Source organism: Flavobacterium sp. SLB02 (genome assembly GCF_009664855.1).
Taxonomy (GTDB): domain Bacteria; phylum Bacteroidota; class Bacteroidia; order Flavobacteriales; family Flavobacteriaceae; genus Flavobacterium.
In genome coordinates this window covers 2,326,848-2,350,037 of sequence record NZ_CP045928.1, presented here as the reverse complement: position 1 = coordinate 2,350,037, position 23,190 = coordinate 2,326,848, and the positions used below count along the sequence as shown (strand labels likewise).

Below are 23,190 nucleotides of genomic sequence, written 5' to 3'. Positions count from 1 at the left end.
ATTCAATGGAAATATTGGCTTATTGTATCCTTGGTTTTTTATAGTGCAGTAACTTACCATAACAGGACCGACATTTTGGGCCAGTTTGTAGATAATGGCCTTATGCCTGAATTTGTAGCATGGATGATTTACTATACCTTATATGTTGGTACATGTACGGCCTCTTGTATGGCTTTTATCGGTTTGTTTAAAACTATTGTAAAGCATAGTGAGAGATTATGGAATTCACTAGCCACAAATGCCTACCTGATATATCTTCTTCATTACTTTTTTGTGCTGTGGGGACAGTTTTTTTTAATGAAATATGAAATACATGCATTGTGGAAATTCTGTGTAGTATTTTTATTTTCTTTAGCAGCCAGTTGGATTACCGCCATTTGCCTGCGAAAAATAAACATCTTAAAAAGATACTTGTAAGATTATAAATCAGCGAGTACATACCAATTTTGTTTTGCCCAAAGTAAGTTACATAGTATTTCCGGTTCATGAATCGACTATTATTAACATAAAAACAGGATCTTTTTAGAAGTAATTTTGAAATGATATACAATTGGTCAAGGACTTTTGCCCATAGGTCAAGAAAGTTTTCTTACTATCTAATGCACGGATAGTTTTGCCTTCATTAATGTAATAATCAAACAAAATGAAGGTAAAAAAAGCAGGTTTATATCTATTGATATTCATCTTATCAGCAGGGCTGCAGGCTCAAATAAAAATTTCGGGAAAAGTAATCGATGGTTTTCAATCCTTAAGTGGAGTGAACCTTGCGGTAATGAAACAGGATTCAGCTTATGTAGCAAGTACTGTAAGTGATTCGGTTGGGAATTATACAATTAAAAACATATCTGCAGGTAGCTATCGGATATTTTTTTCATCGGTTGGTTATCATAAAAAAGAAGTTAGTATAAGAGTTGATTCAGAAAACGTACAGTTGGATGATGTTATCATGGAGATGGAAAGTATCGAAATGGAGGCAGTTTCGGTTAAAGCCAAACGCGCGGCATTTAAAATAGAGCCTGGAAAGACTACAGTTGATCTTGCTGCTTTATCACTAGGGTCAGATGGATCGGTTTTAAATACGATTGGAAAAATTCCCGGGATATTAATCATGAATGATGGAACTGTTTTACTAAACGGACAGCCTGGCGCAAATGTGATGATAGATGGTAAGTTAACACATCTTACGGGAGAAAACTTAGTGAACCTGCTTCGTTCTATGCCAAGCAGCGCTGTTGATAAAATTGAAATGGTGTCTCATGCTTCTTCTGAGTATGATGCAGCAGGTACAGGAGGATTTATAAATATTAAGAGAAAGCGAAAATCAGCAGAAGGAATGCATCTTAACGTTTTATCAAATGCAGAAGCCGGAAGACGTTTTAGAGAGAATCAAAACTTATCTTTTGAGATTCAAAAAGATAAATACACATTATATACCAATTATTCGTTCTACAGCGGGCAAGATTTTATATGGATTAATTCATCTCGTGAGTATTTAAAAAAGAGTTCGGATGATGCGAGACTTGACATGCGGGCAGACCGTACTTTTAGTTCTAATTCGCATTACTTTAAGACAGGGCTGGATTACGAATTATCAGAAAAACTAAGTATAAGTGCCGATGTGTATGGTAATTGGTTTAGAAAAAATAAAAATGAAACCGCTTTATCTGAATTTTTTCAAGGTTCATCTTGGAAAGATTTTTCGCTTCGTACCGAAAATGATCACTATTCTCATCATAGAAAATCAGGAGCAGGGATAGGTCTTTTTTATAAATACAGCACAAAGCTAAAATGGGAAAACGAATTTAATATTCTTGCTTTTGAACAAAAAGAAAAGCTGGATCAAAAAAGCATGATGGAGAAGTTTTCTCATCCTTCCTCAGAAGATGTATTAAAGGGAAAAATGGGCGGAAATATACAGATTGCTAACCTTCAGTCAAGTATTGGTTACAAAATGTCTGATAAATTTACCTTTGAGTCTGGTATTAAATCTTCTTCTGTTAGAATTGATAATATTGCTTTATATAATTCGCTGCAGTCTGGCGTTTGGCTTGAGGATAAAAAATTGAGCAGCAGTTTTCTTTATAAAGAACACGTATTGGGAGTTTACCTGCAGTCAGGCCAAAAATGGTCACCGCATTTTTCTACTGAAATGGGAATACGTTTAGAATTAACAGATACAGAAGCACATTACGCTTTAGCAAGTCGTGATTCTGTACTGATTGGGTCTTATGGCCAACTGTTTCCAACTTTTTCAGCCAGTTATAGTTTTCAGCAAGGACATAGGGTTTCTCTTCAGTATGGCAGGCGCATTGTACGTCCTAATTACAGGGACCTTAATCCTTTTACAGAAGTGAATGATCGTTATTTACAAGAAAGAGGAAACACTTCGCTTAATGCTGAACTGGTTCATAATCTGGAAGCCTCATGGCTTGTAAAATCGAAGTATGTGTTTAGTATGTTTTATACTATTCGAAAAAATCCTATTACCAAAAGTTATCTCACTGAGCCAGATAGTGACGCTACTATTGTAATGCCTCTTAATCTTAAAGACAGTTATGCTTTGGGGCTTAGAGTAAGTCTTAATAGTATCAAACCAATAAACTGGTGGACATTGCACCTTAATGGCTCTATGAGTTATAAGGAGTTTTATTGGCTTGAAGCGGGCAGTTTCTACAGTAACAACCTATTGTCGCCAACAATTCAGATTAATAATCAATTTATTCTGCCACATGATTGGGCTCTTGAAGCTACAGGGTATTATAGTGGTACAATGGCAGAAGGCCAGGCCAGGATTGGTTCACTTGGTTCTGTATCTGTAGGGGCAAGAAAAAGTTTTTTTGAAAACAAGCTAGGCCTGTATATATACATCAATGATGTTTTTTTGACTAACCTTCAGAATATTACTTTACGTAATAGTGTGATCGCCGGAGCTTACCAGGAACGCCGTGACACCCGTATTGCAGGAATAACACTTTCGTGGAAGTTTAATTCACAGAATCCTTCAAAGGCGATAAGAAAAACAGAAAATACAGAAGAAAGTAAACGTATCAATTTGTAAATTAGAACCCGTGAAAATGATTAGCAATAAAAAAATAACAATTGAATGGATCTACCCCGCACTTTGGGGAATTCTAATGTATAATGTACTTAGGGCAATTACAGATCTTACACACCATGGTATTTTTTGGGAAGGGGATATTAAGCTTCATTTGGTTGCCTTACTACTTTCTATACTGCTATGTTATGTAAGCAATGTTGTATGGCATGGCCAACTTTGCAGGACAGTAGAATTTAGTAAAATGGGAAGGGACTATATATTGGTTCTTGCACAGCTTCTTATTTCCCTAAACCTCATACTCATTACAGGACAGAGCGCTGGTTTTTTATTTATGGGGGCAGGTTGGATCGATTATATGCTCATTAATGTGGTCTATATACCGTTATTGCTCATTTTTTATACATTTATACATAACCGTGTAAGAGATAAAAATGTACAAAAAAAAATGCTGGCATTAGAAAAATTAAAAGCAGAAAAAAACCAAGCAGAACTTGATTTGCTAAAATCCCAATATCATCCGCACTTTCTTTTTAATGCTCTAAATACTATTTATTTTCAGGTAGATGACTGGAATGAAGAAGCAAAGAAGAGCATTGAGCATTTATCAGGACTCTTGCGTTATCAGCTTTATGATGTAAACCAGGAAGTGCCATTTCACAAAGAAATAGCGTATTTACGTTCCTATATTGCCTTTCAGCAATTGAGAAAAACAGATAAGTTAGCTGTAAATCTTACTATAGATGCTATTTTACAGCAACAACCTATAGAGCCATTGCTATTTCAGCCATTATTGGAAAATGCATTCAAATACGTATCAGGATCATATGAGATAGATCTTGTCGTGAAACTAGTAGAAAACAAAATTCACTTTATATTGAAAAATTCAGTTTCAGATACGCCAGTATCTTCAGTGATTAAAGACAGCGGTATAGGACTTAGTAATCTCAAACGCAGACTAGAACTGCTTTATCCGGAAAAGCATCAATTATTGACAAAAAAAGAGAATGACTTCTTTGAGGTCACACTCATTTTACAAATAAAATAGTATGGAGATAAAATGTATTATTACAGATGACGAACCCCTAGCACGAAAGGGGATTAAAGGATATATAGAGAAAACAGATTTTCTTTGTCTTACAGGAGAATGTGAAAATGCAATTGAACTCAATAATCTGCTTAAAAAAGATACTGTTGATGTTATCTTTCTGGATGTTGAAATGCCGGGACTTACAGGAATGGAATTTCTGGCCTCTATGGAAAATCTGCCCAAGATCATTATTGTATCTGCTTATGAGCAATATGCCTTAAAAGGATATGAACTCAATGTATTTGATTATCTGCTAAAACCAGTTTCTTATCAGCGTTTTCTAAAATCGGTCAATAAACTGCACGCTGCAATAGAAAAAGAAGAAAAAAACAATAAGGCTGATTATATTTTTATAAAAGTAAATAAGAAAACAAAAAAAATGATGCTCAAAGACATTCTTTTTATAGAAAGTATGGAGAATTATGTACAGGTTCATACAGCTGTTTCTAAAGAAATGGTTTACTGCACACTTAAAATGATCTCAGAGAGTCTTCCGTCAGAAAAGTTTATTCAGATACATAGATGTTACATTGTGAATGTTGAACATATCCAAGCTGTAGAAGGCAGCCGTCTTGAAGTAGGATCACATGTTCTCCCTATGTCCCGCAGTATGAAAGATAGTATATACAGCAAGTTTATAACAGGAAATTTTATAGCAAGAAGCAAAAATGACCAATAAAAACAGACTGTAATTTTGCTGTTTTCTTTAAATATTAAGAATCAAAAAAAAAGTATTGTAATGCTCTTTTGTTCAGCTTTAGAATAAAAAAACGGCTTATTTAAAATGACAATTACTATCCATTTATTTTGTCTTTATGGTATTGCTTTAGCCATTTTTCCATTTTTTGTAATACCTGAATTTCAGCCGGATCGCCTGTTGGATCTGAAAGTCCTTTGATTATTCTGCTGTAATTAAACTTTTTATCTTCAAAAAGACAGGTGAATTTTGGAACTTCATTATGTGAAACGATCCATTTTTCTTGCTGTGTTTTTTTTATTTCAAACTTTTTCATATTCCTATTTGATAACCAAAAATTAGTTGTAATGTTTAATGCTATTGCTATGAAATTATCATAGCATTGAAAACTCAAAATGTCAGGTATTATTGTTTATGTAATGACACTCTAGCGAATGTGCGGGTATTGGGAGTGTTTGAATTAATGAAAAATAATAGCAGATTTTTTTATGATTAAATTATATTTGTATATTCTACACTTATTTTTTTAATGACATGCAAATAAATTCTATCAACAAAATAAGATTCATTTTGGTTTTTCTGTTTTTTGGAATCTTTACAAATTACGGACAAGTAAGTATTGGAAATTTAAAAACAGATTATCAGCAAACTCCCCTGGGTATCGATTCAGAAAAACCATCATTTAGTTGGGAGATGAAAAGCAGTGCAAACACCCGGGGCCTTTATCAAAAGGCCTATCAAATTATTGTCAGTGACCAAAGTGATGTTGTCTTTTGGGATTCAGGCAAGGTAGATAACAGTACTTCTTTAAGTATCTTTTATAAGGGCAAAAAACTTCAGCCGGCAGCGCGTTATAAATGGAAGTTAAAGGTATGGAATCAAAATAATAAAGTACTAAGCAATGAATCCTGGTTTGAAACAGGGTTAATGGATCCTGATCAAAAAAGCGGTGTCTGGCGCGATGCGCAATGGATTGGGGGTTCGGCAGATGATTTAGTATTCTACTCTCAATATTTGTCAGTTTTTAAATTGAAATACAATGTTGAGTTGGATCAAAAATCTAAATCTGTTAAGGCTGGTTTTGTATTTGGAGCCAATGACAAGCGTTTGATGTATGAAAATTTCAATTTGCAAAACATAGCAAATAAAAAGGATCAAAGCTATATCAAAGTAGAGCTGGATATTTCAAATGTAAATCCAAAAATAAACTCAGCAGCTACATTAAATGTATATCGTATTGGCTATACCAGAGAAGACTCTAATTTGAAGCCAATAATTTCTATTGAAGTGCCATCAGGAATCATTAATGAGAAAAATAAATATGCCAGCCATGAAATTGTTTTAACATCAGTATTTGGAGTACTTAATTTTTATATCGATGGTACCGATCAGGCGCATAAGGTGGGGCAGGAAGTAAATATAAACCCGATGGGATGGGGAGCTGACTATATAGCTTTTCCTGTTGTAGGAGATATTGGTTTTGCTTTAGAGAAAGGTCAAAAAGCTTTTTTTTCTAATGTAGCGGTCATGAATTTTAGATCACCCTCAAATAGTGTTTTTGCTGAGAATTTATCTGAGAATTACAATGGTATATTTCATTGTTTTATAGATTCAAAAAATGGACAGTTAAAAGTTAAGGATAATAAATATGCTGTAAATGCTTTAGGCGGGGATGTGTTATTAGTAGCGGATCCTTCTAAAAATGCCAGCGGAATGCTTCGTACAGAATTTAAAATAAAAGACAAAAAGGTAAAAAAAGCAAGATTATATGTTTCGGCTCGCGGCATTTATGAACTATACCTTAATGGTGAGAAAATGGGCAATGAATATTTCAGTCCGGGCCTGACCCAATATAATAAAACACAACTTTATCAAACTTACGATGTAACAGATAAAATAACCTCAGAGGTAAATGCAATAGGAGCAGTATTAAGTGAAGGCTGGTGGAGCGGTAATATTACCTATAGGGGCGAGAATTGGAATTATTTTGGTGATAGGCAGTCGCTACTGGCGAAACTAATTATTACTTATCAAGACAATAGTACGCAAGTCATTACAAGTGATCCGAAGCAATGGAGATATTACAATGACGGCCCGGTGAGATACGGCAGTTTTTTTCAGGGTGAAGTTTATGATGCCAATAAAGAAGCGGCTGTTTTGAACTGGTCGAAAAAAGGTTTTGATGATTCAAAATGGACTCAGGCAGAAACGGTTTTATTAAAAGGGACTACTTATAATGAGAATGGAGATAATAATCTGGATTTTAGCCAAATGAAAATTATGGGTATGCCTGGTGTTAGCGCATCAGTTGTAAAGTCTTTAACTCCTCTGAGTGTAGAAGAAGTAAGACCAGGTGTTTTTGTCTACGATATGGGACAAAATATGGTAGGGGTTCCAAGAATTGAATTTGAAAATACCTCACAGGGAGATACAATATCAGTACGATATGCAGAGCTAAAATATCCGAATCTAAAACAATATAAGGATAATAAGGGAATGATCATGCTGGAGAATTTGCGCGCTGCTATGGTTCGTGATATTTATATTTGTAAAGGAAACCAGGATGTACTAGATCCTCGTTTTACTTTTCACGGATTTCGATTTTTAGAAATAACAGGAATCAAAAAAGCAGTTCCTTTAAATAAAATTAAAGGCTTGGTGATTAGCTCGGTAGACACTATGACTTCTGATTATCAAAGCTCAAATCCTTCAGTAAATAAATTGTGGCAAAATATTGTCTGGTCTACAAGAGGCAATTTTTTATATATTCCAACTGATACACCAGCCAGGAATGAGCGTATGGGATGGAGTGGGGATATCAACGTTTTTTCACGTACGGCAACCTATCTCACCAATGCGGCTCCATTTTTTAAACGTCATATGCTTGCCATGCGCGATCTTCAGCACGAAGGCCGATTTACCGACACAGCTCCTGTGGTGGGTGCCTTTGGAGGTATTCTGTGGGGAAGTGCCGGAATTACTGTCCCTTGGGAATCTTATCAGCAGTATGGTGATATAGCAATGCTTTCAGAGCATTATCCGGCCATGAAAAAATACATGAGTTTTCTCAGTACCAGAAAAGATCCCAATACAGGAGCAATAATTGAAGGCCCGCTGGGAGACTGGCTTAGCCCCGAGAATAGTAAAACGGATTATAGTCTCATTTGGGATGCCTATTATATTTATGATTTGGAAATTATGTCTAAAGTGGCCAAAATACTTAATGAGAAAGAGGACGAAACCTTTTATAGTTCTCAATACCAAAAGCATAAAAAACTGTTTAATGAAATTCATATCGATCCACAGAATGCCAAAACAATCCATAACGGAGCTGATAGTTACAGTGACTGGCCGGCAATTCCTGAGAATAAGAAAATGAAAAAAGGAGCCTACAGTGACTCACAGGCTTCTTATGCTATTCCTTTGGCTTTTGGTGTATTTGAAAAACAGTATCAGCAGATGGCTCTGGATAACCTGGTAGCAACAGTGGAAAGAAAAAATGAAGATGATCTTGGGGTTTTACGACCTGAATATTCATTGATGACTGGTTTTATTGGCACTGCTTCTATAAGTAATGCTTTGTCATTATATGGAAAAGACCAGCAGGCATATCGCCTTTTACAACAAAAGAGTTATCCTTCCTGGCTGTATTCTGTTGAGAATGGTGCAACAACTATATGGGAGAGACTTAACTCTTATACCCTTGAGAATGGATTTGGCGGTAATAATAATATGAACTCCTTCAATCATTATTCTTTTGGAGCCGTGGGTGCCTGGATGATTAATTACTCTTTGGGAATTGAACGAGATGAACCCGGATTTAAAAAGTTTATTCTTCAGCCAGTTGCAGATCCTGATGGAGCAATGACTTATGCAAAAGGATATTACAATTCGATGTATGGTAAAATTTATAGTGAATGGAAAACAGACGCTTATCAAACAGTATATACCTTTGAAGTTCCTGCCAATACTTCGGCAACCTTATTTTTAAAAGGAAAAAACATTGAAAAGGTAACAGAATCAGGCAATAAAATTAAGAAGGCCAAAGGAGTGACTTATTTGGGACAAAAAGACGATAAATTAATATTTGGCTTGGAATCGGGGATTTTTCAATTTACGGTAAAGAATTAAAAAAAGAAAGAGCTTCGTTTTTTAATGGTTTAGAAATGTTCAAGAATTGTTTTGTAAATCCGAATAGGATTACATGGAAATTTTATTGTTCTCTTGGCGGTATTTTCCAGGAGTAATACTCACTATTCGCCTGAATATTTTTGAAAAATGAGGTAAGTTCGAGAAACCGGTATCTAAGGCTATTTCAAGAAGACTCTTATTTGTTGTGGCAATGAGATATTGCGCCCTTTCTATTTTTTTTTCATGAATATAATTTAAAGGCCTCTGTCCGTTATGAAGCAGAAATTGTTTCGAAAAATAATCCTTGTTTTGATTTACTCTTTTGGCTAAATCTACCACAGTTAAATTCTCACCTAAATGAAGTTGGATATAACTCATGGTGTCCAAAATTTTTGAAGGCGTGTTTTGAGGCGTGTTTTGATTGAATTTTTCAGTATTCAGAAATCTGGAAATCAATAAAAGAAGTATCCCTTGATTTTCAAAGATGAGGTGCGGTTTGAGTTGATTGTTAAGGGATTGGTATTCTTTGTAATGAACTTCTTTTTCATACACCTTTGGATTGTCAGATCTGTTAATTCCTCTTCTGGGATTTTCTCGCAGCATTTGTTTGATAAGGACAATATCAGTTTGGGTCGCGGGCAATTTCATTACATTCCTATTGTGATTAAACAAAGAAATTCCATCGGGAGATTCCTCAAAAAACTGAATAAAATATTGACTCAAATAGTCCTCACAATTCAAATTGCAAATGGTAAAACTTGGAATAAGATACAAGTAACCAGGTTCTAAAATTAACTTATCGGAACTATGAGAGATCGATCCCATTCCTTCATCAATGTAGTATAGTCGGTAGTAAGGGCTAATTACATTATTAAAATTCCACTTTTTGTTAAGTTTTACATAATCAATGTTTAATAAGGTAAAGGAGTGTTTAAAAATGCTTTTTGACATAGTACTATTAAAATTAAGATAAAAAGATCGTTTTTGAATAATAAAAAATCGTTTTTGAATAATCAATTTAAAATGTGTATATTTTACATTTGTATTTAGCTATTAAAAATAGACCATTAAAAACTTATAATCAAATCCTGATATAAAATAGCTGTAATAAAAAAACTTGGAGGCTCTATTTAATATAAATAGGGACTTAAATAAACTGATAAAATCGGAAATGTATAAATTAGTATTCAAATTATGAAAAGAAGAGATGCTTTAAAATTAGGGATGTCAGCCCTTACAGGACTTTACTTATCTCCTTTATTGGGACATTCCTATATCCTTAGCGCTCCCGCTTTCAAAGGTGTTTTTGAGCCTACTTGGGATTCTTTAAGCAAATACCAGGTTCCAGATTGGTTTCGTGATGCTAAATTTGGAATGTGGGCACACTGGGGCCCTCAATGCGAACCAGAAGCTGGAGATTGGTATGCTCGTGGGATGTATCAGGAAGATTCCTGGCAGTATAAGATACACTTGAAAAAATATGGACATCCCTCTAAGTTTGGTTTTAAAGATGTAATTAATGTTTGGAAAGCTGATAAGTGGGATCCCGACGAACTGGTAAATTTATACAAAGATTCCGGAGCCAAATATTTTATGGCAATGGCCAATCATCATGACAATTTAGATCTTTACAATAGTAAATATCAGCCCAATTGGAATTCCACCAAAATGGGGCCTAAAAAAGATATTATAGCTGGTTGGGAAAAAGCAACCCGCAAAGCAGGACTTCCTTTTGCCGTTAGTGTTCACGCCGCCCATGCCTGGAATTGGTTTGATACTTCTAAGGGCGCTGATAAAAAAGGCACCTTAACAGGAGTTCCTTATGATGGTGTTTTAACAAAAGCAGATGGAGCAGGGACTTGGTGGGAAGGTTTAGATCCGCAAGAATTGTATGCGCAAAATCATCCCCTGAGTGAGAAAGAGTCAGGTAATTCATCAGTACATAGTCAATGGGACTGGGGTGATGGGGCTTCAATACCAACAGCTGATTATTGTGAAAAATTTCACGACAGAACTATTGATTTAATTGACAAATACAATCCTGATTTGGTTTATTTTGATGATACAGCGCTCCCTCTTTGGCCAATCAGTGATGCAGGTTTACGTATTGCGGCACATTTATACAATAAAAGCCTTGAAAAGAATAAAACAGTTCAAACGGTTGTAACGGGTAAAATTTTGGACAAACAACAGCGCAAAGCTATGGTTTGGGATATTGAAAAAGGACAAAGTAACAATATAGAGCCCTTGCCATGGCAAACGGATACTTGCATTGGCGAATGGCATTATAATCGAGATGTTTATAATGATAAACGTTATAAAACGGCTAAAACTGTTATTCATACATTAATTGATGTGGTAAGCAAGAACGGGAATCTAATGTTGAACATTCCTGTAAGAGGAGATGGAAGTATTGACGAATTAGAACGACAAATTGTTAATGAAGTTGGGGTTTGGATGAAACTAAATAGTAAAAGTATTTATGGTACCCGACCATGGAAAATTTTTGGAGAGGGCCCGCAGCAAGAGAGTGCAGGGGCATTGACTGCTCAGGGGTTTAACGAAGGAAAAGGAAAGCCTTATACTTCAGAAGATATTCGTTTTGCACAAAAAGATAAGATACTTTATGCAACGGTGATGGCCTGGCCAGAAAGTGGCACTGCCATTATTAAAAGTTTAGGAAAACAATCGCCTTACCATACCGCTACAATAAAGGAAATCAAACTTGTTAGTACTGGTCAAAAATTGAAATTCAAACAGCATTCAAGTACTCTTGAAGTCTATTTTCCAGATCAAAAACCAGAAGTTTCTTATGCAAATGCATTGGAAATTATATCTTAGTAAAAATTGTATTTTAATTAATGGCAAGAATATAATGCAAAGCTAAAATGATTGCAATTTTCTTGAGAAGGGTAATTTTGACTTAAAGCTTACTTAAGGATGAGGAAAATGATAAATCATTTTCTATTTATTATATTTCTAATTGCGTCTGCACTTCAGACGCAATTAGAAAAGTTTTTTATTATTACTGTTGTCTATTGGATTAAATCGATTACCTGTTTACCAAAATCTGAAAAGTTATCTTTTTCTTCCTTATGACTTTGATGGCTTATCATTCTAAGGGCAACAATATTATTTATTGGATCAACAATAATGTAATTACCTAAATATCCGTCGGCACGATAGGTTACCTTGCCGCTAAATTGTCTTTTACGAAGACGTAATCCCGATGTTAGATTCTTAGCAATATCCTGATAAGGGTTATCGCCGAAAACCGATCTGAGTTTTATCAAATACTCCTCATTAGAATTGTAAACTCCTTTCATTTTAGTAGCTTTTTTGATGAAGTCTTTTGATATATTATTTTTTTTTAATTCGGTGATAATTTGCTCATCAACAATTGAGATTGTGTTTTCATAATCAATCCACCATAACATTGAGTAGCCTTGATACTGAGCTGATGGTTTTACAACTTCATTGATATGCTCTTGAGAAATAATCACATTATTATTGTATTTTCCTTTGTTTGCCAGTAAGAGCCCCAATTTAATCATATCTTTCGGCTTAATTTGGCATCCAGACATAACGTGAGGATTTCCTTTCTGGTCCAAAGTCCAGCTATAATCGGTAATCTCCAGATTTTTAAAAAGTCTCTCCCCTATATATTGATCCATACGTTTACCGGTTATTTTTTCGATTACACCGGCCATAAGATTTAAAGATTTATTATTGTATTCCCAAACTTCCCCCGGTTTTTTTGAAAGTTCGGCGGCAAGGGCCAATTGTACAAAATCTGCACTAGGATAGATTTCTACAGACGCACTGGGATTGTTTTGCATACCTGAGGTCATATTAACCAAATGACGTATGGTAACAAACTGTTTTTGACCTTGCATCCATTCAGGGTAATATTTGGCTATTGGAGTATCCAGAGTTTCAATCAATTGATCGCTAAGCATACACGCCACTGCCAGGCCTACTATACTTTTGGTGCAGGACATGCCTTCAATTTTCGTGTCTGGCTTTCCAATGCCGAAATATTTTTCAACAACCAATTCATTGTCTTTATAGATGATAACAGCTTCTGAGTTTGTCTTATCAGCCTTTGCTAAAAGTGCTTCGAGTTTATTTTTGTTGATATTTTGTCCATAGGTATGAACTACTAGCATTCCCAGGATTGCTATTAAAGCTTTTTTACGCATTTCTTTTTTTTTAATTAATATTCCACTTATTTGATTGAATTATAATTGTATTCAATTCAGAATTGGTTTATAAACATCTCAAATATTTTAATGGCAAAGAAAGTAAATGGTTCGCTTTTGAAATTGTAAAAATGGAAACAGCATTAAATAAAAAGCCACACATTTTCTTTTTCTGTATCTACATTTTTGAAGAAAAATTTCGGGTTGTTATGGGTCAAGTCCTGAAAATCTTTAATAAAATGCGATTGATCATAGAATAGGTTATCACACGATAATTCGGTTAAGTTTTTTGCTTTGTTTTTTTCCATAATTGATCTTCTGAATCGATGTATTTTTCGATATTCAGAGGGAGATTTTCCAACATTTTTTTGAAATATTTTACTGAGATACTGTCTTGAAATTTTATACTTGTTTGCCAGTTCAGTTATTTTGGCATCCGCTTCTATATCCTGGATTAATTCCTCAGCCAATGAAACATCTTTTTCTCTGAATTTAGATAACCAGTAAAGTTCAAGAGTTTCAATCTGTTTTTGCCTGTTGGTGATATTGAAAATTTTCTCCATTTCCGGTTTAAAATCAGTATAGGGATCGAACTCAATTTTCCTAGTATGATCTTTAGAATAAAAAAAATCTACGTTTTCGATAAAAGAATTCAAACCCAGCGGCTTAAAATATATGGTAATCTCATTGATGAGTTTCAGATAGGATATTTCGATTGGAGTATTATAGCGGTAGATGATGTTAGAAACAATATTATTTTCCTGTGAAGGAGTAATTATCATCATTCCATCTCTATGGGTCAAAGCAATATTCTGCGCAATAGCAATAATAACATAATTATTAGGGAATGTGCGATAGATTAAAGGATCAGACGTAGAATCTTCCACAATAAAATAAAACCCTTCGATATACTTTTGGAGCAGCGTATTTTTTGGTTTGTAAAATTCTAAATTCATTTTAATAATTCATTTTATACAATTTGAAAATCGTATCATATTTTTTAAGATAAATTAAAAAAAAATGTTTTTACTTTTTTACATTTATTTTGTCTTGAAAGAATTAAGAGTTTATTACATTCTGGACCAGACATTAAGTTCTATATATACAATGGCAGAAATTATTACTATTTCCAATAAGAAGTATGTCAAATCTAGATTTGTAATTTGGTTATAATTTGCAAATAAAAATCCCAGGGTCAACAAAGAATAAAGTAAATTAGCAAAGCTTATTATTTTTATAAAAAATTTCCATTTTCCTTTTAGAAATAAAAAGCAAATCGCTGAATAAAGGCAAAAACAGGCTGCTATTGAGAAAAGCAAAGCAATATTAGTTTTAGGCATACCAAAATAGTAAGTAAGATTTTTTAATATTACAAACAATAATAGAGCAGTAAGAAAGGCTCCAATACTGTCAATTAAAAAAAGTAACTTAGGCTTTTTTACTAATTTAGTTGTCAATTTTTCCAGAAGTCTATTCACTTTCTATTATAATTCTTTTACTAATTTTTACATTTTAGAACTTCGCCTGTTTTTGATCAATTACAAATAGGATTTTATCATTACCTCAAAAAGAACTAGTTGTTAATTGGTAAATTTATTACAATAAAGTAAAAAATAAAAATAGTAAGTTTATTTTTCTAGTAAGATTGGGCATTCAAAATGTTTTTAAGATGGATAAACCATCAAACATTTTTAGCTTTTAGTTCAATAAATTAAATTATAGGTTTGTTTATTATTATAAAATAATAAAAGTTCCTTATATATTGCTTAAGAACCGGGAACTAGAAGTGATGATTACCGCCAGATTAAGTCTTCTTCGATAAATACGTCATCCAAAATTGTAACAAAGAATGCTTACACACTTTTGATGACTTTTATGAACGGTGGGGACCAATAAAGGTTTAGTTTAGTTAATTGTAAAGGGGAATAGTTGTAAAGCTATTCCCCTTTTTTGTTTCTCTTTATTTTTGAATAGTTCTCAACGCTTTTTTTATAATATAAGCCGTTTCTTTAGAAGGGCTTTTTTCCTTCCATTCAGCACAAATGCCCAGTACAAATTCTGGTTTGGTCTTACTGGCGTCGTTGAGCCAGTTGGCGACACTGTTTTGAACATATTTTGAAGGGTCAGATTTTAAAGGTTCTAAAATAGGCAAACCTAGTTCTGGATTTTTTTTTAATTCTTCGATATGTTCACTCCAAACACCTCTTGGCCGGGTGGCTTCACTGGCAAAGCGCCTGATATTTTCATCTGGATTCTTGGCCCAATTTGAGAGGATTGTCAAACCCCGATCAAGATTTTTGATTAAGGCAGATCGAACGGCCAGCCAGCATATTTCTCTAACCCCGAAATGTTTGTCTGCAGCAAAAGGCTGAATTTGGATTAATATTTCTTCAATCGATAGTTTGGCATTTCTGCCAATAGCATAAGTAGCCCAACAGCGAACCAAATCTGATGGATGTAATTTTATTAATTCTAAAATTTCATCATCATTTTCTTGTTTGGCCAATTCCATAAGAGAATTTCCGATGGTTTCATTTATGGTGTTGACTGTCTGTTTTGCCAAAGAGTCAATGCTCTTGAGAATAGGTTTTAAATAAAGAGTACGTTTGAATTCTTGAAGTAGATTTTCAAGTAGTAGTTTTTGATCTACGGCAAGCCATTCTACTAAATTAGCTGTTTCAATTTCTCCCTTGTTTAACTGAGCTAATATTGAACCAGGAATATCTTTTACCGAGCGTGATCCTTTTCGTTTTATTTCAGACATAATGGTAGTTATTTGACAATGTCAGGTCTTTTTAATTTGATTATTTTTGTAAAGGTTTAAAATAGATTCAACATGGACAATACCGCACAAAATTGTCGCATAGGGATAAAAAAGTCACTATTATGAAAATACAGGAGAAAGCAGCCGAAAATAAAGTTTGTCCGTTAGAAATTGCAGTAAATACAATCAGCGGAAAATGGAAGATTCCCATTGTCTGGCAGATTAACGAAGGAAAGAAACGTCCCAGTGAATTTTTGCGCGGTATTGCTAAAGTAGACAGACGTGTTTTGAATCAGCAGCTAAAGGAAATGGAGCAAGACGGCATTCTGACTAAAGAATCTTTCAACGAACTTCCTCCCAGAGTAGAATATTCACTTACTGAAACTGGGAGAAAACTAGTAGATGTCTTATGGTTGCTAAACGACTGGGGGAAATTATTGGTAAAACAAGAAGTTTAGGGATTTATGATCTTCATGTTAAAATCAGGTATTCTGATAAAACAAAGCTCAATTAGATGTTGCCACGAAACTAAAACGTCATTATTTTGAATTTAAACACTGTTTAAATAATTGATAACGGGCAAGGTGTCTGGCCTACAATAAGTTTGGAAGACCGTATTGCCTTGTTGCAGAAATTTGTACGTCTGATAATCCAGTAGTGTGAACCTGTTATTATTGCCAATTATCTGTTCTAAATGGAGGTGTGGGCAAACCACTTGTATTGTAAAGCATGATTTTTCCTGGTGCATCAGCCCACAAATAACGGACTTCTATAGGATTTGAAACTTCAGAACTCGTTAGTTTTATTGTCTTTAAATCGGCTTGTAAAAAAGCATTTGCTGGATAGAATTTTTTATCGATTCCGGCAATCATAAAACCGTTTATGTTCGATTTTGCAGATTCGGTAGCGAAAGTTCCTCCTTTAAATGTTACCGTAATCGAATTTTGGTCAGCTTTATAGCTCTCAAAAACAGGTGCTGAGGCTGGAACTTCTTTTTCTCCATAAGCAATATTTTGCGCAATTAAAGCCATTCTTTTTCCAACAACTTGTTTGTAAATGGGATGGATGTTATCATTTTCACCCACATCAATTAATACAGCCATTCCTGTGTTTTTCAAATTCAATGCTTTTGCTTGTGACTCACGAAGTGTAATCCAGCGGTTATTTTGGTTATCATAATTTGGCAATTGTGCAAAAATAAACGGAAGGTCCGATTTCCAATTTTTTCTCCAATCAGTAATCATTTCTTGAAACATCGTTGCATATTCTTTTGCGTTTTTAGAATTTGCTTCGCCTTGGTACCAAATAATTCCTTTGATTTTTATTCCGAAGAAAGGCGTGACCATTCCGTTGTAAAGCGATGTAGCATATTTCGTCGGATGCTGTCTCTCAGGAACTTCCTCGATATCTTTTGTTCCCACTTCATAACGCCATTGTCCCGCCAGGGAAAGTTTTTGCGAAGCTGTTTTTAAATTTAAAGAAGAATCATCTCCACGAAAACCTCCGATGTCTCCTGTATTTTTTACACGAATTGTGATGATATTTTTTCCAGCCACCAAAACCGTTTTTGGAACCTTGTAAAAGCGGTCTAAGTCTTTTTGAGTGCTTTCGCCAACTTTAATTCCATTGATGTAAGTAATGTCTTCATTATCAACACGACCGATGCTTAAAATGATGTCGTCTGAAGCTAGATCTTTTGCAGTCAAATCAAAACTTCTGCTTACCCAAATCACACCATCATTAGGTGTTACTTTAGCTTTGCTCCAATAGACAGGAAGATTAATTGGTTTCCAAGAGGAAGTGTTGTATGTTTTTTCGTGCCATTTTTCTTGTGTTCCAACATCAAGTCGATCAGCTTTTTCTTCCCAAGCTTTAAATTGATTTTTGTATGTTTCTACGATATCAGCAAAATTCATTGTTTTCATTTTGTCAATGACTTTCCTTGCTGAAGCATGTTTTCCCATCAAATCTTCGCTCATCCAAGCTTCAATATTGGTACCTCCCCAAGATGAATTTATCAAACCTATTGGCACATTGTATTTAAGGAATAATTCTCTTCCAAAGAAATAAGCCACTGCCGAAAAACCTTCACCGCTTTTAGGCGAGCATGTTTCCCATTGGCCTTTTTCAATGTCGTTTTGCGGCGTTCCAGCCATTGTTCTTGAAACCTGAAGCAGTTTTATTTTTTGGTAGTTCGCTTTTGATAATTCTTCTTTTCCGTTTAAAGCATCTTCCAGTTTCCAGCCCATATTAGATTGACCGGAACAAAACCAAACGTCTCCAATATATATGTCTTTAAAAATAACCGTGTTATCTTCTGAAATCTTCATTTCAAAAGGGCCGCCAGCTTTTTCTGCCGGGAAATCAATAGACCATTCACCTTTTTGGTTGGCTTTTGTCTCCAGATTTCTATTATTAAAACTCACTTTGACTGTTTTTCCCCTATCAGCCCAACCATAAATTGTGATTGTAGCTTCGCGTTGCAAGACCATATGGTCTGAGAAAAACTTTGGTAGTGAAACTTTTGCAAAAGCTCCTGTAAAAATCGCTAAAAAGACTAAGGAAAATATACGTTTCATAAACAATAGGAATAAATAAGTGTGGTAAATGTATATAATTAAAATTGGTTAACCAAAAAATAAATTGCGATTTTTGTAATTTTAATTAATAATAATTGCTTTGTCCGTAATTATACAGCTAAAACGTTGATGAATATTTAGAGGGGGTAAAAGGTTGAATTTTAAGTTTGACTTGTAGAAAACAAAACAGGAGTCCTATCTGCTGATAGACTCCTGTTTATTGGTACGTTACACATCCATTGTGCAAAGTTGCATCGCTTTTGGGAAGTGGAAAATGGTTTTACCGTCTGAATGCAGTATAATTGTACCTTTATAAAACAAAAATACATATAAATATTAGTTTTAGTATGAAAAGTCTGTTAATAATTATTGAAAAAACGATATAGTTTGCATTATTTTCTATTTTTTAATTGCGAAAACGTTTTAGTTTTAATGTTAAAAGCTAACATATTTCAAATTATAAGGTTTGTATTTAACCTTTTACTTGATTTATAATTAGTATAATTGTGTTTAAATTTTATTATATGTAAAAAATGAGTTAATATTTGCTAATATAAAAAAATGCGTATATTTGGTCAACCAATTTATAATTACAAATGCAAGAATTTAGTTTAAATAGTTTTAAATCTCCGGAAGAAGAGCAAGTCATTCAAAAGTTGAAGGAATTAATTACTTCACAAAAGCTGAAACCTGGTGACCGATTGCCTTCAGAGCGAAAATTATCTGAAGAATTCGGTGTGAGCAGAGGCAACGTAAGAGAAGTGATTCAGAAATTAGAATTTTATGGATTACTGAAAACATTGCCACAAAGCGGAACTTTTGTTGCAAATCTGGGAGTTCCAGCGCTAAGCGGAATGATTACAGATATTTTGCAATTAAAAAAACCTGATTTTAAGTCATTAGTCGAAAGCAGGATTATGTTGGAAATGCAAGTTGTGGCTTTAGCTTCTGAGAGAAGAACTGAAGCGCAACTAAAAAATATTGAAGAAGCATTAATCGCTTATAAGAATAAAGTGGAACAAAATGAAAGTGCCGTTGAAGAAGATTTAATGTTTCACTTGAAAATTTCTGAAGCCAGTGGAAATCCTGTGCTGAATACCTTGATGTTAATCATCACTCCGGAAATTATTACAAATTTTGAAAAATACCATGTTTGTAAAAATTCAATGAATGGAGAAAATATTATAGAACACCAACAAATTTATGAAGCTATAAGAGAAAAAAATCCTGAAAAAGCCAAACGTGAATTGCAATTTCATTTTAAGACGTTATATGAGTATTGCAATAAAACAGAAACTTTAATGAATATCAACGAAAGCATTTTTTAAAAGTTTCTTCAAAAATAATAGACGGTTATGACCATTGTGTGAAGTTGCATCGCTTGGGGAAGTGGATTTTACTACGCATTTAAGTCAAGATTAAATATCTGATTTTCAGATCTTATTTATGAAAAAGCATCATCGGCCATAAGCCGGTCAGGATGCTCTATATCTTAATGTTACTGATTGTAAGCTTATATCTTTATGAAATTAAAAAACTTTATTTTACTCTCGGCTTTGATGCTGACCTCTTTTGTTTTTGCGCAAGAGAAATATACTTTAACAGGAACAGTCATTGCAGATTTTGATAAATTATCATTGCCTGGCGCAAATGTCACTGTTCTGGGTTCAAAAACTACAATAATCACAGATACCGAAGGTAAATTTTCTATTCCTGTAAACAAAAACAGCTCAATTCAAGTTTCTTTTGTGGGAATGAAAACCAGAGTTGTATTCGTTAACGGCCAACAAAATATCACAATTTCTCTTGTTGAAGACAGCAAAAATCTTGACGAAGTTGTGGTTGTTGGATACGGAACTCAAAAAAAATCTTCCATTACAGGATCAGTTTCCAAATTAGAAAATACAAATCTTGACGAAATTCCGGTTTCTCGTGTAGATAAAGCTTTGCAAGGAAGAATTGCTGGTCTGCAAATTCAGAATACAACTTCTGAAGTTGGTGAAGCGCCACAAATCAGGATCCGGGGAATGGGCTCGATTTCTGCAAGTAGTGATCCATTGGTTGTGGTTGATGGTTTTCCGATTTCAAATGGTCTGGAGTTCATAAATCCAAGCACAATTGAATCTATAGAGGTTTTAAAAGATGCAAGTTCAACAGCAATTTATGGTTCTCGTGGAGCAAATGGTGTTATTTTAGTGACTACTAAATCAGGTTCTGAAACAAAAACTTTATATCAATTTAAATCATTCTTTGGGGTAAAATCGGTTTATGAAAAAATCGATATGTATGATACTTATCAGTACACGGACATGTTGCGAAGAGAGCGTCAACTGCAAGAAAATTATACGGCAGGTTTAATTGGGGCAGCTCCGGCTACAGTAGGTTATACTTCTCGTGAAAAAGGGATGCGTCAGGTAGCAAATCATTCTGGTGGTGGTACTGATTGGCAAGATGAAGGCATTAGAAATTTTGCAACCATAAAAAACTATGAACTCAATGTTTCTGGTGGTGGAAAAAATGCAACATATTATATTTCAGGTCAATATATTGAAGATGAAGGTTTGATGAAAGACAATTTCCTGAAGCGTGTTAATTTTCAAACCCGCGTAAAAGCTAAATTAAGTGATAAACTTACTTTGGACGTGAATTTAAGACCCTCTTATAGTTTTAAAAGAAGATCTACAATTTCTTATTCAGATTTGACCCGTTCTTTAAGTTTTATGCCTTCAAAACACAATGAATATACTTCTGCGTTGACAGGTTATCCTGTTGGTGAGTACGCACACGGAAGACATTTTAATAACGTAAATTTTAATTACGTAGATGAGAATGGTGTACAGCAAAACTTCACCACTTCGCTTTGGGGCACGAATAACAATAGCCCGATTTCAAGAATGGAAAACGAAGAAAGGTACATTCACGATTACAGAATGCTGACCAATTTTGCATTAGAATATAAAATCAATAAACATCTTACTTTTAAGACTTCTGGTGGCGTAAATCTGGATTATTCAAATTATGAGCGTTTTAGAAATTCACAAGCGGATCAAACCGGACAAGCAATCGGAGAAGATGACAGTAATTTAAAAGCAGATCTTCTTACAGAAAACACTTTAAATTATAAATGGAAAGGTAAAAATCACAGCATTGACGCCTTGGGGGGAATTACATACCAAAAAACAAATATTAAAGGAACCGGAATTTATGGAACGCAGTTTCCTTCAGATTATATTGGAACTTTAAACGGAGCCAACGTAATTGACGCCAACGAAACATTTACAAGAAAAGAACAAATTGGTTTACTTTCTTTTCTGGCAAGGGTAAATTATTCTTATAAAGATAAATATTTGCTTTCGATTGCAGCACGTGCTGACGGTTCATCCTTGTTCGGACCAGATAATAAATACGGAATTTTCCCTTCTGCTTCTGTGGGATGGAATGTGGGCGAAGAAAATTTCTGGAAACAAAACATCCAATGGGTAAATAGGTTTAAATTGAGAACAAGTTTCGGAATTACCGGAAATAATGATATTACCAATTATTCTTTTACGAATTTATTATATTCTTCAAATTATTCTTTAGGTCAGGGTGCTGGAAGCGTGACTTCCGGACTTGGTGAAACGGGTGATGTGCTTGGGAATCCGGAAATCGGTTGGGAGCAGACCCTAGAGTATGATTCAGGTGCTGACTTGAGTTTCTTCGGAAACAAATTAAACGCTACAGTTGACTATTATTATTCCATTACAGATAAATTGTTACTGCAACAAAACGTGTCTTATATCACAGGGCACAATCAATTTTTCAACAACATCGGAAAAATCCAAAATAAAGGTTTTGAGGTAGAAATTTCAGGAAATCTTCGTGCCAAAGACTTCACCTGGAAACCTGCATTTAATATTTCGTTTAATCAAAACAAGTTGATTTCTCTTGGGGGTGAAGCGCAATTCGTTAGTCAGGGTGAAAGAAACGAAGAATATATTGCCAAGGTCGGCCAGGAGGCAGTTCAATTTTATGGTTATAAAATGATTGGAGTTTGGCAGAACGCTAATGAATTGGCAAACAATCCACACTCTGCGGATGATGCTGTTGGAGGTATTCGAGTGGCTGATATCAACGGTGACGGAGTTATCAATGCTTCAGACAGAACAACTTTAGGCAGCCCATTCCCGGATTTTACCTGGGGGTTTTATAATGCTATCACTTTCAAAAGTTTTGATATGAATTTCCTAATTCAGGGTTCTGTTGGGGGTGAGGTTTTCTTTGGGGATGGTTACTATAATGAGATGCGTTATTTATACAAAGATTTTGCCCAGGACAGATGGTTCAGCGAAGGTGTTCCGGCTTCAAAGCCTCGTGAAAATAATGGTAGAGCTTGGCAAAACACTTCTTATTTAGTTCAGGATGCAACTTATATGTCATTAAGAAATGTGACTTTAGGTTTCTCTGCTCCAGAAGTTTTTACAAGTAAATTAGGAATTACAAAAGCAAGATTTTATTTGTCTGGAGAGAATCTGCTTTTTGTAAAATCATCAGGATTCTTCGGATTAAATCCAGAAGGAATTACAAATTCAGGCGTTTACAGCTCGCCATTGATCTCAGGTTATCAAAGAGGTGCTTTCCCTGTTCAACGAACAATTTCTTTCGGAATTGACATTAATTTCTAAAAAAATAT

At 34.5% G+C, this 23,190-nt stretch carries 16 protein-coding genes; 9 read left to right on the top strand and 7 right to left on the bottom strand.

Translation table 11 applies throughout. The features are described from left to right. The 4 genes from GIY83_RS24890 to GIY83_RS08870 form a co-directional block, all read left to right on the top strand. Nucleotides 1–417, top strand: a 417-nt coding sequence (locus GIY83_RS24890) for a hypothetical protein (RefSeq protein WP_229029250.1), incomplete at its 5' end; no start/stop codon positions are given. Nucleotides 418–643: 226 nt separating this feature from the next. After that, the gene (locus GIY83_RS08880; RefSeq protein ID WP_208686383.1) at nucleotides 644–3,058 is read left to right on the top strand and encodes a TonB-dependent receptor domain-containing protein; all 2,415 of its coding nucleotides are present in this window, start codon (nucleotides 644–646) and stop codon (nucleotides 3,056–3,058) included. A gap of 16 nt (nucleotides 3,059–3,074) precedes the next feature. Further along, on the top strand, nucleotides 3,075–4,103 hold the full coding sequence (locus tag GIY83_RS08875; RefSeq protein WP_208686381.1) for a sensor histidine kinase: 1,029 nt from the start codon (nucleotides 3,075–3,077) through the stop codon (nucleotides 4,101–4,103). Between the two features lies 1 nt (nucleotide 4,104). Further along, nucleotides 4,105–4,824, top strand: coding sequence for a LytTR family DNA-binding domain-containing protein (locus tag GIY83_RS08870; protein ID WP_208686379.1), 720 nt, complete (start codon nucleotides 4,105–4,107; stop codon nucleotides 4,822–4,824). A 115-nt stretch (nucleotides 4,825–4,939) separates the two neighbouring features. Here the strand turns inward: GIY83_RS08870 and GIY83_RS08865 are convergent, their stop codons facing one another. After that, the gene (locus GIY83_RS08865; RefSeq protein ID WP_194619218.1) at nucleotides 4,940–5,158 is read right to left on the bottom strand and encodes a hypothetical protein; all 219 of its coding nucleotides are present in this window, start codon (nucleotides 5,156–5,158) and stop codon (nucleotides 4,940–4,942) included. 218 nt (nucleotides 5,159–5,376) lie between these two features. Here GIY83_RS08865 and GIY83_RS08860 point away from each other — a divergent pair, with 218 nt between their 5' ends. Further along, nucleotides 5,377–8,973 (top strand): alpha-L-rhamnosidase, encoded by a 3,597-nt coding sequence (locus GIY83_RS08860; RefSeq protein ID WP_208686377.1) that lies wholly within the window; start codon nucleotides 5,377–5,379, stop codon nucleotides 8,971–8,973. Nucleotides 8,974–9,042: 69 nt separating this feature from the next. Here GIY83_RS08860 and GIY83_RS08855 read toward each other — a convergent pair whose 3' ends face one another. After that, on the bottom strand, nucleotides 9,043–9,924 hold the full coding sequence (locus GIY83_RS08855; RefSeq protein WP_208686375.1) for an AraC family transcriptional regulator: 882 nt from the start codon (nucleotides 9,922–9,924) through the stop codon (nucleotides 9,043–9,045). A gap of 243 nt (nucleotides 9,925–10,167) precedes the next feature. On the opposite strand from GIY83_RS08855, the gene GIY83_RS08850 reads away from it, so the two are divergent. Continuing rightward, nucleotides 10,168–11,814, top strand: coding sequence for an alpha-L-fucosidase (locus GIY83_RS08850; RefSeq protein WP_208686373.1), 1,647 nt, complete (start codon nucleotides 10,168–10,170; stop codon nucleotides 11,812–11,814). 194 nt (nucleotides 11,815–12,008) lie between these two features. Here GIY83_RS08850 and GIY83_RS08845 read toward each other — a convergent pair whose 3' ends face one another. From GIY83_RS08845 to GIY83_RS08830, 4 genes are all read right to left on the bottom strand, one after another. Beyond that, nucleotides 12,009–13,175 carry a serine hydrolase gene (locus GIY83_RS08845; RefSeq protein WP_208686370.1) on the bottom strand — a complete coding sequence of 389 codons (1,167 nt, stop codon included), beginning with the start codon at nucleotides 13,173–13,175 and terminating at the stop codon, nucleotides 12,009–12,011. A gap of 143 nt (nucleotides 13,176–13,318) precedes the next feature. Then, nucleotides 13,319–14,131: a helix-turn-helix domain-containing protein gene (locus GIY83_RS08840; RefSeq protein WP_208686368.1), complete on the bottom strand. Its 813-nt coding sequence runs from the start codon at nucleotides 14,129–14,131 to the stop codon at nucleotides 13,319–13,321. A gap of 114 nt (nucleotides 14,132–14,245) precedes the next feature. Next, nucleotides 14,246–14,632 (bottom strand): hypothetical protein, encoded by a 387-nt coding sequence (locus GIY83_RS08835; protein WP_229029249.1) that lies wholly within the window; start codon nucleotides 14,630–14,632, stop codon nucleotides 14,246–14,248. A 503-nt stretch (nucleotides 14,633–15,135) separates the two neighbouring features. Beyond that, on the bottom strand, nucleotides 15,136–15,939 hold the full coding sequence (locus GIY83_RS08830) for a DNA alkylation repair protein (RefSeq protein ID WP_208686366.1): 804 nt from the start codon (nucleotides 15,937–15,939) through the stop codon (nucleotides 15,136–15,138). 122 nt (nucleotides 15,940–16,061) lie between these two features. On the opposite strand from GIY83_RS08830, the gene GIY83_RS08825 reads away from it, so the two are divergent. Continuing rightward, complete coding sequence (locus GIY83_RS08825; protein WP_208686364.1) at nucleotides 16,062–16,397, top strand: helix-turn-helix domain-containing protein; 336 nt, start codon at nucleotides 16,062–16,064, stop codon at nucleotides 16,395–16,397. A 213-nt stretch (nucleotides 16,398–16,610) separates the two neighbouring features. On the opposite strand, the gene GIY83_RS08820 is transcribed toward GIY83_RS08825, so the two are convergent. Then, complete coding sequence (locus tag GIY83_RS08820; RefSeq protein ID WP_208686362.1) at nucleotides 16,611–18,518, bottom strand: sialate O-acetylesterase; 1,908 nt, start codon at nucleotides 18,516–18,518, stop codon at nucleotides 16,611–16,613. Nucleotides 18,519–19,114: 596 nt separating this feature from the next. On the opposite strand from GIY83_RS08820, the gene GIY83_RS08815 reads away from it, so the two are divergent. Both GIY83_RS08815 and GIY83_RS08810 read left to right on the top strand, forming a co-directional pair. Further along, a complete protein-coding gene (locus GIY83_RS08815; RefSeq protein WP_208686360.1) occupies nucleotides 19,115–19,846 on the top strand; it encodes a FadR/GntR family transcriptional regulator in 732 nt (243 codons plus the stop codon). Nucleotides 19,847–20,041: 195 nt separating this feature from the next. Beyond that, a complete protein-coding gene (locus GIY83_RS08810) occupies nucleotides 20,042–23,182 on the top strand; it encodes a TonB-dependent receptor (RefSeq protein ID WP_208686359.1) in 3,141 nt (1,046 codons plus the stop codon). The last annotated feature ends 8 nt before the right edge of the window (nucleotides 23,183–23,190 follow it).

What these genes read in the sequence shown, in the direction of transcription:
- GIY83_RS08880 (WP_208686383.1), top strand. Translation starts at nt 644, where the DNA reads ATGAAGGTAAAAAAAGCAGGTTTATATCTATTGATATTCATCTTATCA.
- GIY83_RS08875 (WP_208686381.1), top strand. Translation starts at nt 3,075, where the DNA reads ATGATTAGCAATAAAAAAATAACAATTGAATGGATCTACCCCGCACTT.
- GIY83_RS08870 (WP_208686379.1), top strand. Translation starts at nt 4,105, where the DNA reads ATGGAGATAAAATGTATTATTACAGATGACGAACCCCTAGCACGAAAG.
- GIY83_RS08865 (WP_194619218.1), bottom strand. Translation starts at nt 5,158, where the DNA reads ATGAAAAAGTTTGAAATAAAAAAAACACAGCAAGAAAAATGGATCGTT.
- GIY83_RS08860 (WP_208686377.1), top strand. Translation starts at nt 5,377, where the DNA reads ATGCAAATAAATTCTATCAACAAAATAAGATTCATTTTGGTTTTTCTG.
- GIY83_RS08855 (WP_208686375.1), bottom strand. Translation starts at nt 9,924, where the DNA reads ATGTCAAAAAGCATTTTTAAACACTCCTTTACCTTATTAAACATTGAT.
- GIY83_RS08850 (WP_208686373.1), top strand. Translation starts at nt 10,168, where the DNA reads ATGAAAAGAAGAGATGCTTTAAAATTAGGGATGTCAGCCCTTACAGGA.
- GIY83_RS08845 (WP_208686370.1), bottom strand. Translation starts at nt 13,175, where the DNA reads ATGCGTAAAAAAGCTTTAATAGCAATCCTGGGAATGCTAGTAGTTCAT.
- GIY83_RS08840 (WP_208686368.1), bottom strand. Translation starts at nt 14,131, where the DNA reads ATGAATTTAGAATTTTACAAACCAAAAAATACGCTGCTCCAAAAGTAT.
- GIY83_RS08830 (WP_208686366.1), bottom strand. Translation starts at nt 15,939, where the DNA reads ATGTCTGAAATAAAACGAAAAGGATCACGCTCGGTAAAAGATATTCCT.
- GIY83_RS08825 (WP_208686364.1), top strand. Translation starts at nt 16,062, where the DNA reads ATGAAAATACAGGAGAAAGCAGCCGAAAATAAAGTTTGTCCGTTAGAA.
- GIY83_RS08820 (WP_208686362.1), bottom strand. Translation starts at nt 18,518, where the DNA reads ATGAAACGTATATTTTCCTTAGTCTTTTTAGCGATTTTTACAGGAGCT.
- GIY83_RS08815 (WP_208686360.1), top strand. Translation starts at nt 19,115, where the DNA reads ATGCAAGAATTTAGTTTAAATAGTTTTAAATCTCCGGAAGAAGAGCAA.
- GIY83_RS08810 (WP_208686359.1), top strand. Translation starts at nt 20,042, where the DNA reads ATGAAATTAAAAAACTTTATTTTACTCTCGGCTTTGATGCTGACCTCT.